At 61.7% G+C, this 12,394-nt stretch carries 13 protein-coding genes; all 13 read right to left on the minus strand.

Features of this window, described 5'->3' with window-relative positions:
• Window positions 1-14 precede the first annotated feature (14 nt).
• The 13 genes from J3A64_RS15175 to J3A64_RS15235 all read right to left on the minus strand — a co-directional run bounded on the left by J3A64_RS15175 (window position 15) and on the right by J3A64_RS15235 (window position 12,211).
• The gene (locus tag J3A64_RS15175; protein WP_014920677.1) at window positions 15-908 is read right to left on the minus strand and encodes a carbohydrate ABC transporter permease; all 894 of its coding nucleotides are present in this window, start codon (window positions 906-908) and stop codon (window positions 15-17) included.
• Window positions 908-1,933, minus strand: a complete 1,026-nt coding sequence (locus J3A64_RS15180) for a carbohydrate ABC transporter permease (protein WP_187329914.1) — start codon at window positions 1,931-1,933, stop codon at window positions 908-910. The genes J3A64_RS15175 and J3A64_RS15180 overlap by 1 nt, the downstream gene beginning before the upstream one ends.
• Complete coding sequence (ngcE, locus tag J3A64_RS15185; RefSeq protein WP_014920676.1) at window positions 1,930-3,339, minus strand: N-acetylglucosamine/diacetylchitobiose ABC transporter substrate-binding protein; 1,410 nt, start codon at window positions 3,337-3,339, stop codon at window positions 1,930-1,932. Before ngcE ends, J3A64_RS15180 begins: the two co-directional genes overlap by 4 nt.
• A gap of 177 nt (window positions 3,340-3,516) precedes the next feature.
• Window positions 3,517-4,143, minus strand: coding sequence for a hypothetical protein (locus J3A64_RS15190; RefSeq protein WP_210064728.1), 627 nt, complete (start codon window positions 4,141-4,143; stop codon window positions 3,517-3,519).
• 96 nt (window positions 4,144-4,239) lie between these two features.
• Window positions 4,240-4,650 (minus strand): MmcQ/YjbR family DNA-binding protein, encoded by a 411-nt coding sequence (locus tag J3A64_RS15195; protein WP_011773364.1) that lies wholly within the window; start codon window positions 4,648-4,650, stop codon window positions 4,240-4,242.
• 49 nt (window positions 4,651-4,699) lie between these two features.
• A complete protein-coding gene (locus J3A64_RS15200; RefSeq protein ID WP_307807201.1) occupies window positions 4,700-5,518 on the minus strand; it encodes a polysaccharide deacetylase family protein in 819 nt (272 codons plus the stop codon).
• 141 nt (window positions 5,519-5,659) lie between these two features.
• Window positions 5,660-6,085 (minus strand): CoA-binding protein, encoded by a 426-nt coding sequence (locus tag J3A64_RS15205; protein WP_043469730.1) that lies wholly within the window; start codon window positions 6,083-6,085, stop codon window positions 5,660-5,662.
• A gap of 9 nt (window positions 6,086-6,094) precedes the next feature.
• Window positions 6,095-6,949: a hypothetical protein gene (locus tag J3A64_RS15210; protein WP_210064730.1), complete on the minus strand. Its 855-nt coding sequence runs from the start codon at window positions 6,947-6,949 to the stop codon at window positions 6,095-6,097.
• On the minus strand, window positions 6,946-7,500 hold the full coding sequence (locus J3A64_RS15215) for an RNA polymerase sigma factor (RefSeq protein WP_011773360.1): 555 nt from the start codon (window positions 7,498-7,500) through the stop codon (window positions 6,946-6,948). The genes J3A64_RS15210 and J3A64_RS15215 overlap by 4 nt, the downstream gene beginning before the upstream one ends.
• 286 nt (window positions 7,501-7,786) lie before the next feature.
• Window positions 7,787-9,211, minus strand: coding sequence for an HNH endonuclease (locus tag J3A64_RS15220; protein WP_374100550.1), 1,425 nt, complete (start codon window positions 9,209-9,211; stop codon window positions 7,787-7,789).
• Between the two features lie 50 nt (window positions 9,212-9,261).
• A complete protein-coding gene (locus J3A64_RS15225) occupies window positions 9,262-10,536 on the minus strand; it encodes an alpha-L-fucosidase (RefSeq protein ID WP_307807202.1) in 1,275 nt (424 codons plus the stop codon).
• A complete protein-coding gene (locus tag J3A64_RS15230) occupies window positions 10,533-11,147 on the minus strand; it encodes a TetR/AcrR family transcriptional regulator (protein WP_210064733.1) in 615 nt (204 codons plus the stop codon). The genes J3A64_RS15225 and J3A64_RS15230 overlap by 4 nt, the downstream gene beginning before the upstream one ends.
• Window positions 11,144-12,211: a saccharopine dehydrogenase gene (locus J3A64_RS15235; RefSeq protein ID WP_210064734.1), complete on the minus strand. Its 1,068-nt coding sequence runs from the start codon at window positions 12,209-12,211 to the stop codon at window positions 11,144-11,146. The genes J3A64_RS15230 and J3A64_RS15235 overlap by 4 nt, the downstream gene beginning before the upstream one ends.
• Window positions 12,212-12,394: the final 183 nt, after the last annotated feature.

Raw genomic sequence — 12,394 nt, forward strand, 5'->3', positions numbered from 1 at the left:
TTGGCTCGGTTGTACTACTTCGACGTGCCCTGCGATACGGAACCCTGCAGCTGGCGCTGGAAGATCACGTAGACGATGAGCACTGGAATGACGGTGACACTGACGGCTGCGAACAGCGCGCCGTAATCTACTGCGTAACCCATCTGTCCAGCGAAGGCCGCGAGCTCTTGGGACAGGACGCGAGGACCGGCGGCGTTGATGGACACCGGAATGAGGAACTGGTTCCACAGCCCCAGGAAGTTGAAGATGGCAACCGAGGCGAGGCCCGGCTTTGCCATCGGCAACATGACCTGGAAGAACGTCCGCCACTCCCCTGCTCCATCGAGGGCTGCTGCTTCGGTGATTTCGTGCGGCAGCGACTTGAAGAAGGAGAACAGGAAGAACACCGTGAACGGAAGCGCGAAGCCCACGTACACCAGGATGAGGCCCGGCAGGGTGTTCAGGAGCCCCATGTTCCTCAGGACGAAAAACAACGGCACCATGGCGAGGAAGATCGGGAACGTCAGTCCAGCGAGCATCAGGTAGTAGATCGCCCGGCTGCCCCGGAAGGTGTAGCGGGCCAGGACGTAGGCACACATGGCGCCGAGGACCATGACGATCACCAGTGCGACAGCCACAACCAGCACGGAGTTAAGGAAGGCAGATCCAATGCCTGCCTCGCTCCAGGCCTTGACGTAGTTATCCAGTTTCCATTCGGCCGGCAAGGCGAACGGCGAGGCGAAGATCTCGCTGGACGTCTTGAAGGAGGACATGAAAGTCCACAGCAAAGGAAGAATGACGATCAGGGTCCAGATGGTCAGGGCGGTGTGCGACACCGCTCCCACCACTTTGTCGCCCGTGGTTGTTGCCGGGGTCCGCGGTTGGAAGTGCAATGACTTCATTTCCGGAGTTGAGACTTTGGTAGTCATTACAGGCTCACATCCTTATCGCCGCCGGTGAGCCGGTTGACCAGGAAGACCAATCCGGAGAAAATCAGCGTGGCAACGGCCAACACGACGCCCATGGCGCTGGCGAGGCCGAACTGTCCCTTGCTGAATGCGGTAAAGAACAGCTGCTGTGCCATGACCAGCGTGGAGTTGTCCGGGCCACCGCCCGAGTTGAGGGCTGCCATGTAAACGAAGGCATCCAACGCCAGGATGCCCATGTAGATGTAGGCAGTCTGGATGTTGTCCCGAATCAAAGGGATGGTGATGGACACTGCGGTGCGGAAGCGACCGGCGCCATCGATCCTCGCGGCCTCGAAGAGCTCGGCAGGAATGCCCTTGATGCCTGCCACGAACAGGACCATGTAGAAGCCAACAAAGCCCCAGACGATCACGAACATGGTAGCGATCATGGCGGTGTTCTTGTCACCCAGCCAGGCGAAGTCCTTGAACTGGTCAAAGCCGAGTCCGGTGAGGATGCCGTTCAGCAGGCCTCCGGAGGGATCGTAGATCTGTCCCCACATGATGCCGATGGCGATCGCCGGGATGGTGTACGGGAAGAACGACACAACACGGTAGAAACTGGAATTCCGTAGGCCCTTGATCTGGCCTTTGCTGCTCCCGCCAACCGTCACCAAGGACGCCAGCACCAGGCTGAGGATGATAGTGATGATCGGGAGGAAGATGACCAGGAGGATGTTGTTCCCCATGGCCTTCATGAAAATGTCGTCCGTAAAGATCTTGGCGTAGTTCTCCAGACCGATGAAGTTCTGGGTAGGCGAAAAACCTGACCAGTCGGTCAACGAGTATCCAAACGCCTGAACGAAAGGCCAAATCACGAACAAAAGGTAGATCGCCAGCGGTAGTCCGAGGAACACCGCGAAGAAGCTGACCTTGTCCCACGTCAACGGCTTCCGACGCCGCTTAACCACTTGCTGCGGAGCCGTGGCCGGAACGACGGCGGTCAGCCCGTCGTCGCTCCGGCTCTGCTGAGTTTTCACTGAAGTCACTTCACTTCGATCTTCTTGACCGAGCTGTCGTTGCGGACCTTGTCGGAGATGTTCTGCAGCGCGGAGGTGAGGGTTGCAACGTCCGACTTGCCGTCCAGGAAGCTGTTCCAGACAACCAGCTGATCCTTGTTGGTTCCGTAGAGGTCAATGAAGTTCCACGTGAAGATGTCCTCACCAGCGTCAGCGAGCAACTTGGTCTGCGAGACCAGCGCCGTGGAACCGAATCCGTCGGCCGGGACTGTGTCCTTGACGATGGTGGGAGCAAGCTTGGTCTTGGCGAAGTTCGTTGCAGCTTCCTTGGACAGCATGATGCGGAGCAATTCCTTGCCACCGGCTGCGTTCTTGCCCTGCGACGGAACAATGAACGGCTCGCCTGCAGCGCTGTGGAGGGACGTGTACGGCAGCTTGGGGCTGGCGCTGACAGTGGGTACGGGAGCACCCATCATGTTGAAGCCAGCCTTGGTCTGGTCCTTCATTTCGTTTTCGATCCAGGAACCCGACGGGTAGAACACGGCCTCCTGGGCGTTGGTCCACTGTGCCTGGGCTGCCGTGAACTGGGTGCCGGAGCCGCCCGGCTTGAAGAAGCCGGCCTTGACGATCTTGTCCAGTGCCGTGAAAACGGACTGGATAGCGGGGTGGGACCACGAGTCGGCCGTGAGGTTTTCCAAGCCGATGCGGACTTCGTCGCCGCCCTCCTTGATTGCGGAGGCAATCGCCATTTCCTGGTAGTACGTGGCAGCTTCCTTGCCCCACACGAACAGGTACTTGCCCTTGGCCTTGGCCTGCTCGCCCAAGGTGTACATCTCATCCCAGGTCTTCGGCAGTGTCCAGCCGTTTTCCTTGAGCAGGGAATCCGAGTACCACATGGCGAACACGGTCAGCACGTAGTTCAGGGCGGCAAGCTTGCCGTCGAAGGTGCCTGGAGCCAATACGCCGGTGTACAGGGTGTCCTTGATGACCTTGCCTTCGAGGTTCTTGGCCTCTACAAGGGGGGTCAGGTCCTCGAGCTGGGCCAGGATGGTGCTGAAGCCAATGGCCTTGGCCCCGGAGTTGTCGATGAGGTCCGGCGGGTTGCCACCGACGAAGCGCGGCTGAAGCTCCTGCGCGATGTCCGTGGACGGTGAAATCTTGGCCGTGGAACCCTCGTGGGTCTTTTCAAAGATCTTGCCGGCGAACTCGACGTAGTCGATGCCGTAGCCACCCTTGAAGATCACGGCGTCGAGGGTTGCCTTTTCCGCCATGCCAAACGGGTTGGTGTCGGAAACAGTGCCCGTGGGGCCGGTGGTAGTGCCGCCGCCACCCGCGGCACAGGAAGCAATGGTTCCTCCCATGGGCACGAGCACTGCTGCTGCGAGTGCTCCGCGCAGGAATCCACGGCGACCGACGGACTGGTGCTGAACGTTCATTTCTAAACCCTCCAGTGACTCGTAGTGTCAGACTGTTGCGGCAGGAAAGCCGTTCAGTCGGACAGTCTGGGTTGGCACTCTGGCAGCACCAACCTTCTGTGACATAATTCACCACGAATGATCGAAAATCAATCTTTCTCGGCAGTTTCGATCAACATTTGTCAAAGCGTGATCTTCCTACGGACCTTCTGCGAGAGCTTTTCCGCACTCCGTTATCGCATCCCGGGCCATGGCCCTCTGCCGCTCAGTTCCCAGTCGTTCCGCCCATTGTTCGGCCAATTGGTACTCCACCAAGGCTTCGGTGAGCCGCTTTTTACCCTGCAGTAACTCGCCGAGGCTTGCGTGCAAAGCAATCATCCATCGCTTGGTTCGCTCATCATGGGCCGTGGAGGCATATTCCAGTGCACTGCGCATCCAAACCTCGGCGTTCGCGGCATCTGCGATCGAGAGCATGTGCAGGGCATCGACGGCCAGGAATTCCTCACCAAGATGGTCCGCCAACTCGGCCGCCTGTTCCAGGAGAGGCACAGCCATGGCGCCTCGTCCGCCGGCGTTCAAAACCCGCCCGCGCTCAAGGAGGATACGCACGCCCTCGGTTGGCTCGTCGTCGTCAATGTTGTCCAGAAGGGCGTCGGCTTCTTCGAAGCGGCCCTGCAAACTGATGGCCCGCCCAAGCTGGGTTGCCAACTCGGCGCGTTCGTCGGCGTCGTAAGCTTTCTCGCTCATCGCGGCGCGGAACGTCGCCTCGGAGGCTGCCGGATCGCGAAAGTTCCAAAGGTGGTCCAGTGTCTTCTGATCCAGCATCAAACCGCTCCTGACCAGCGCATGGCTGAGGTCTTTAGGTATGCAGTATCAATCTAGTCCCATGTCAGCGCCGTGGGGAGGGGGTTTGCGGGCGTGTCAGTTGCCCTGCGGTTTAGCGAGCCTGGCCCAGCCGAGTTGCTCCTGTTGCCGGCGGCTCAGAGTGGCCACCACCAAGTCATAGGAATCCTCCACCATGTCCCGGATCATGTCGTCGGGCAGTGTTCCATCCAAGCGAACGCCGTTCCAATGGGTCTTGTTCATATGCCAGGCACCGGTGATCTCGGGGTTCGCTGCCCGGAGTTGCTCGGCCAACGCGGGCTCGCACTTGAGGCTTACGGACCAGTTCTCCGGATCCATACTGGACAGCGCGAACATCTTGGCCTCTTGACGCGAACCACCGGCGACGGCGGAACGCACCTTGAACACGGAGGTTTCAGGCCCGAACGGGAAGTCTTCGAACGCGCCGGGAAAGCCCAGGCAAATGGCGCGGAGGGTGGGAACGTCCATGGGGAGAGCCTACTGGTGCTCCGAGCGAGGGGCCACGCTGATGCTACGCCTATGCCACGCCGAGGAAGTCCTCCAGCAGCACCACTTCCAGTCCCGCCGCCAATTGGGCAGCGCGGAAAGCAGCGAGGTCGGCTGCAAACTCGGCCCGGAAGTGCATGAGGACAATATCGCCGGGACGCAGTGCGTTGCCCACCTGGTAGTCCATCTTCCCGGCGTTTGCTTTCGCCTCCCACGTAATGATCGCCTTCATGCCGGCGTCAGCCACAGCTTGGCGCATCACATTGGAATATGCGCCTCCCGGCGGCCGGAACAGTGTGGGTCGGCGCCCATAGTGCTGCAACGCGTACTCCTGCATGCCCACCATGTCGTTCAGCTGCTGCTGGTAACCCCACTGCCGCACCATATTGATGTTGTGGGTCACCGTGTGGTTCTCGATCAAGCTGCCCTGGGCTTTGAACGCGTTGAAGAACGCCGGGTTGTCCGCGATGGTGTCCTTGGTGAGGAACAGTGACGACGGATAGTCGTACTCCGCCATGAGCTTGATCGACTCCGGTGTTTTGATGTTGCCGTCATCGATGGTCAGGAACACCACCGGGTGCTTGGTCTCGATTTTGGTGATCACCGGAGCCAGGCCACCAACGATCGGCGGCAGCTGGTAATCCGGGATGAAAGTGCGCCGGATGCGTTTGGTGGGCGTGGGGGTGGGCGTCGGGGACGCGGATGCGGGCGGAACCCCGGGCGACTCGGCAGCGGTAGTCGGCGTCAGCGCCGGCGTCGGGCGTTGAGTGGTTCCAGCGCCTTGAGTGGTTCCAGCGCCTTGAGTGGTTTCAGCGCCTTCAGCGGCAGTGCAAGCCGTCAACCCTGCCACCACGGAAGCACCTAAAACACCAAAGACGGCCCGTCTGCTGGGAGTGGAAATACGCACCGCAGAATGGCCGCCGAACATGGCTGTCCCCCAAGACTCAAGAAATGATTCAGCTGAAATCTAGCAGATGAATCCGTCCTCGAATTACAGGCCGTAATGCCAGCCTTCACGTGCCGGGCACGAGTTGACCACCACGTCCAGTCCGGCTTCGCGTGCGCGCTGTGCGGCGTCGTCGTCGAAGACGCCCAACTGCAGCCACACGGCCTTGGCGCCTATCGCAATCGCCTGATCTATTACCGCTCCTACGCGCTGGGAATTAACGAAACATTCAACAACGTCGATGGGGTGCTTGGCCTCGGGAATGTCAGCAAGGCTCTTGTACCCCTTTTCGCCGTGCACATCCTCGCCCTTGAGGTTGACGGGAATGATCTCCATGCCCATGGTGTCCCTGACATAGAGCGAGACGTCATACGCGGAGCGCCATTGGTTGGTGCTAAGGCCCACGACGGCCCAGGTGCCTTTGGTTCGCATCAACCGCTCGACGACGGCCGGATCGTTGACATGCATCATGACCCAAGCCTAATGGTCGCCGCTCTTAAGCCACTGCTTCCACTTGTTGACGCCGCCTTGGAACTGCTCTTCGGCCCGTTGGTTGATCAGCCCTGGAGGCACGTGTCCGGGCCTATTACCTTCCACTCCGGGCAAGGGCTTCGCGGGCTTCCCGGCATCCTGCGGCGAAGCATCAGGCTTGGCGGCTTGATGTTTCTCGTCTTTGGCCGGGCCCGGCTCTGCCTGCGGGCTGCGGGCAGGGTTTGGGGCGACGTTGCTCGGCGGGGCATCGGCGGGAGGTTGAACCACTGAGGGTACCGGCGGCTGTGCCTGTGCTGCGGGTGCCTGTGGTTGTGGTTGAGCCAGGGCCTCGGTGGGTGCCGCTGCCTGTGCCTGTGCCTGTGTTTCCGTAGGTGCTGCACTGCCTAGTACGGGAATGGAGGATGCTGCCGGGATGGGCGGAACCGCTGCAGGATCTACCACCGGAGCAGGTTCCGTGGTGACGCGCGGTGCGTCGGGAACCGGCAGTACGGGCGCGGCTGCCGGCTGCGGACTGTAGTTGCCCAGGAGTTCATCGATGAAGGAGGGGTTCCGGGTGAACCCGGAACTGGCGGCGGCAACCCCGCTGACGCCGAGGCCCATTGCTGCCACCACGGCTACGCTTACTACTGCCGTTCGGTGCTTGTGCCTCCAGCGGCGTTTGCTGACTTCATCATGCGGACCAGCCAGCATGGCGGAGAGCTCCGGTCCCGGCGTTGGGGCTTCAAGGTTGGCGAAGGAACCCATGGAGAGCAGCGCCTGCCGGATGTCAGCGGCGTCGACCAGATCAACGTCGAGCAGCAGCTCGTCCACCATCGCTTCGCGTTCACTATCCCTATATGTCATGGCGACACGTATTCCTTCACTGCCGAAAGCTCACGGAGCGTTATGAGTGCCCGCCGCTGCAGTTGCTTCACTGCACCAGCGGATTTCCCCATGATCTCGGCAACCTGGTCAACGGTCAGGCCTGCCACAATGCGAAGCGTCAGAACCTCCCGCTGCTCGGCCCCGAGGTGGTCCAACAGCGCCATGACCTCATACGGTGCCAAGCGACCCATGGCTTCGGCCTCGGCCGAACTCGCTTCCCGTGTATCCCGCTCAGCCTCGAACTCGTGCTGTTCGGGCGACCTGCTTTGCTTCCGGTGCTCATCCACCATGCGGGCATGTGCCACCGAGAAAACGAAAGTCCGGAGGCCGTGGACCCCACCGTTGATGCCATCCAGTCGGGGTAGAACGGCCAGGAACACGTCCTGCGTGACTGCTTCCGGATCTGACACACCTTTGGCCGTCAGATAGCCCAGAACCTGACCGGCATATGCCTGGTAGACGGCGCCGAACAGTTCCGCGTTATTGCCCTTGAGCGCCTGAAGCGCTTCATCGGTCAATGCGTCGGTCACAGAAATGAGGCTTTCGGTTGGCGGCAGGTCCGTTGCTTGGGTCTGGACGTCCGCTTGTCACCAACGGACGACCCCACCAAGGGTAACTGCTCTATCTGCCCTTCCGTGGAAGGACCCGCTTGCCCGACAAACACCCTGGAGACAAGGAAGAGCCGAGCTGGAACATGATGGGGGACAAATTCCAGCTCGGCCCTTTCAAAGACGTAATCGTCACGGCACGCCAAAGGGTTACGCGGGGTACAAGGTTTTTTGAAAAAGTTTTTCAGCGCCCCAACGGAGCCTTTGCCTACGTTCTGGAGGGCCGATGCCCGGGCAGGGGTGGGGCTTTCGACTGGTAGGTATGCCCGGTAGGCGTGCTGACTTCGAGCGTGTGATTGCCCTGTCCGTCCCTGTTCACGGTTTTGTTGTTCCAGCCGGGGCTTTCTTTGGTGTGGTTGCAGGCTTCGCAGAGCCCTGCACCGTTCTCCACAGTGGTGGTCCCGCCGGAGCGCCACGGAAGCACATGGTCGATATGCCGGATGGGCGCGTCGCAGTACGGGGTGCGGCAGGTATCGTCACGGATTTCGATGAAGCGCCGGAGCCTTGTGGGGAACAGCCGTGCTTTGGAGTCCATGGTGAGGAGTTCTCCTGAGGCCGGCGCGGTGTAAAGCCGACGAAGCCAAACAGTGAGCTCCTGATCCTGCACCGCCGGCCCTGGGCTCACTGCCGGCGCTGGGCTCACTGCCTGCCCCAATCCGAGGAGCTCCCTTCCCCATTCGGCCGGGACGATTCCGTAACCCTTCAGCCGGGCCGGTTCACTGTCCCCCTGAAAAAGAGTGCGGTCGGTCATCACCAAATCCAGGTTGATCCCAGAAAACCCGCCAGGGGTCCCCGTGATGCGTTCGACGAGGGTGTCGGCCATGACCTGGCCTCGGCCCCGGACATCCCCGCGAGACCCTGTATCACCGCCAGGCCCAGTATCACCGCTGGCGCGGGCCGAATCAGCTGCCCGGGTCAGGGCTGCGTAGGCGGCCACTCCCTGGGCAACGGGAAGCAGCGCGGTCAGGTAGGTCATGGTGTCCGGCGCCGGACGCAGGCTGACCGTCCGTTCAGCGGCGGCGCGACTGGCACGCCTCGCTACCGACCGCGGATCCCGCCGGCAAGCGGCAGCCTTCGCAGCGGCAATGATCGCTTTGTCGCCCTTGCCGGCAAAGGTTCCGGTGTCCGCGGCGAGTTCCTCGTCCACCGCGCAGCGGTCCTCAACCGACAGGCAGGCTGTTTCCCTTACGAGCAGCGTGGCCCGCCATTCGTTCAACTGCCCGGATTGCAGTGCGGCCAGGGTGCGTGGCATCTCCGTCACCAGCGCCTTCGCCAGTCCGAGTAGCCGGGATCCACGGTTGGGTGATTCCAGCCTTGCGAGTGCGATCTGGGCGCCCACGCCTTGGCCGCGTTCGGACGCAGGAACACCGGCTTCGGCTTGTTCGGCGCGTTGGGCAAGGTCAAAGGCCACGGCAACCCGCGCCTGCAAACCGGAGATCGCGGACTTCATCTCCTCCAGTACACGCAGCTGCTCGATCAAGTCACTGCTGACGGTGCTGGGCGGAACCTTGCTGGCCGGAACGGGGCTGGCCGGAACGGGGCCGAGCTGAAGAGCGCTTGCCGGCAAGCCACGAGACGAGGCAGCAACAAGCGCATCCGCCACTACTGCTTGCCTCTCCCGAATCCGCTCCATGTCCATACTCTGGCAGGAGGCACCGACATTATTAGACGCCCCTCAAGGAACTACTCCGGCTCGTCTGTTGGGGCTTCATATCCTTCGGGGATCGCTGGTACTCCAGCATCCAGAGCACCTGTATATACCCGCGCAGAGACCAAGCGTCCGCCGCCACCTTCACCGTCGCCGCCACCACCGAACCTCACGTGCAGCCGGCTTGCGGTGGTGGCCGGCAACTGGTGGATACGACGGTTGCCAACAGTCATCCCGTCTGCAAGGTCCACGCCATCGGCAGCCACCACGTGCCGGCGGATCCGCTGCCCCGAGCTCAGGTCCTCCACCAGCTCCAGGTGATTGAACGTGACGGAAGCCGGAAAACTGAGGGTCGCTCCGCCGTCGTGGTTTTCAACCGACGCTTCCACCACCCCGGAGAGTCGACGATCCAATTCCCGCTTCCACTCCCTGAGCCTCGCGGAATCCTCGTCAGGAAGGCGTCCGCGACTATCGGGAGGCAGGTTCAGCAGGAGATTCGCGCCCATTCCCACCGATTGGTAGTAAATGGCGAGCAGGTGCTCCACGGATTTTGGCTGGTCGTCCGGATGCCAGAACCAGCCTCGGCGGATGGAGACATCGCATTCCGGCGGCAAGTAGTGTTCGGCCAGCAGCCCTGAGCTGGTCTCGGTGTACTGGGTGTCAGAGGTGCGGTCCACAACATAGTTGACGGGGTCCGACGCCAGTCCATTCTCGTTGCCCACCCAGCGGATGGTGGGTTGGCCCATGTTGAAGATCATCGCCTCAGGCTGGTGTTCCTTAACAACAGCGATGATCCTGCCCCAGTCATACTCGCGACCCACCGAGCCCGCGCCATCGAACCACAATTCCATGAGCGGACCGTAGCCTGTGCAGAGCTCAGTCAGCTGTTGGACGTAAAAATCGTCATAGGCTGCGGGATCGTTGTAGCACTCGGCGTTCCGGTCCCACGGGGATAGGTAGAGCCCCAGCCCTATTCCATGTTCTGCGCAGGCGTCCGCGACTTCGCGGACAACGTCCCCCTGACCGTCGCGCCACGGCGAGGACGCAACGGAATAATCAGTGGTGACTGTGGGCCAAAGGCAGAACCCGTCATGGTGCTTGGCGGTCAGGACGAGGTACCTCGCACCCGCCTCTTTCGCGGCGCGGACCCAACTGCCGGCGTCGAGTTCTGTCGGGTTGAAAATCGACGCCGGAACGGTGCCGTCGCTCCACTCCTTACCGGCGAAGGTGTTGATGCCGTAGTGGATAAAGACGCCAAATTCGAGCTGCTGCCAGCGGACTTGGGCCGGGGTGGGCACAAGGTGAGTCACTGCGTGGGTTCCTGTCCGTGGATCAACCACTGGGCCGCGCGGATAATGGCTCCGTCTCCGTGCTCTGTCCGGAGGCCGGCAATATCCGAGCGTGTGACAGCCGCCCCCTCGAAGAGGCTCACGATCGCGGCAGCAACGCCGGCGAGTTCCGGCCCCGACAACTCTGGCCTACCGCGCCGCACCACGCTGCTGACGTGCGCTGCATACTGCCCATAGAAGCTCCTCAGCGCAGCCGCCGCTTGCTGGTCTGCTGAGGCCAGGGCCCAGATCTCCAGGTGCATCTTCACGTCTTCAAGCGCTGAGTGTTCGTGCAGCAGCGCCGTCAAGAGTCGATGGGAATCCTCCCGGGTCAGACCTCCGGCCGCATCGGCACCAAGGTCCAGCCCGGCCTCTTCCGAAAGCCTCTGCAGTGAGCGTTCAAGGCTTCGCTCAAGGACAGCGCGGATCAGGTCCGCCCGCGTAGGAAAGTAGTGCTGCAGGTGTCCGATGCGCACTCCGGCCGCGGCGGCGAAGTCCCGCATGGCAGCATTGGCGTTGCCCTTGGTGACCAGAACTTGTTGAGCAGCGTCAAGGAGCGCCGCCTTCCGCAGGGCGCCCTTGCTTTCGGTCATGACCTCAATATTGTCACACCGTGGGATTCAAGTTCCGCCAGACGGGATGCTGGATCCGGTGCGGATTCGGGGAAGGTAACACCGGGCCCGGCGCCCTCCGCGAGAACACTGCGCAGCCCCAGCAAACCGCCCAAAGCGGTGAGGTGCGCCTGCCCTTGCGGATCGGAAATGACGGCAGTTCGCGTTCCGGCCGGACCTTTCACATCGATGCGGATATGTGCCGTGCCACCTGAGCCGGGCGAGTAGAGGAAGGACCTTCGCAGCGGCGCCCACCGTGCCCCGCTACCCCAGCGGAAGAGTCCCACCGCACGTGCGGCGAGCAACGCCGTCGTGGACGCGTTGGAACTGAAGCCGATCCGGGTGGACACCGATCCGGCGCCAAGGGTGAGCGGCAATGTGAACTGTTCAGGTGTGTCGAGCCGCGCCACTTTGGTGCGGTGCCCGGCAATGTCCACCCAGCGCGCGTCAGTCAGGGGGCGCACGACGGCGGCCTGACCGCCTTTGCGTACTTCGAAGTCCAGTCCCAGCCGGTCCATGAAGTCCACTGAATCGACTCCGGCCTTGTCATTGATGTCGTACCGGATGGCGACGTCGATCTGGTCCCCGCCGCCTGCATCGTGGGCCAAAGCTGCTGCGACGATGTTGGTGAACCCGCCCATCCAGCCTGAGCTCAGCAAGACAGGAGCGGTTGGCTGCAGCAGGGTTGCCAGAGTGAGTGCCCTGGTGACGCGGCTGGTCCAACGGGTGACGTCGACGTACGGAATTCCGGCGGAGACGGCTGCGCGAAGCACCCTGTCATGGGGATCGTTGACGGTGCTGATGACCGCCCTGATCTTGGCGGCGAATGGCTCGGTTTGGTTGAGGTCCCATTTCTGCACTGTCACTTTTTGTTGCTCACCGGGAACGTTGCTGCTGATCAAATGACTGCCGCGCTCCGGGTTCCGGCCGGTGAGGAGCAAGGGCCATTCGGCTGCGGCGAGTCGGGTCAGCGCTGTGCCGACGGTGCCGTAACCGCCGACGATCAGCACGGGACCGGTGGTATCGAGTTCAAGGAAATCAGTCATGAGTTTGATTCTAGGTCATATGACCTAAAATCAAACTACTCATCCCAGCAGCGGTCGGAGCTCGGCATACGCCCACCGCGGTCCACATTTGTCCGCATTGCAGCAAAGGCAGCCCTGTGGCTGACTGGAAACCGGGAGTAGGCTGCACTTATCTGCCGGAGCAATACCCTGAGTACGCAAAGG

It is taken from the genome of Pseudarthrobacter sp. PvP004, from assembly GCF_017876035.1.
Lineage (GTDB): Bacteria > Actinomycetota > Actinomycetes > Actinomycetales > Micrococcaceae > Arthrobacter > Arthrobacter aurescens_A.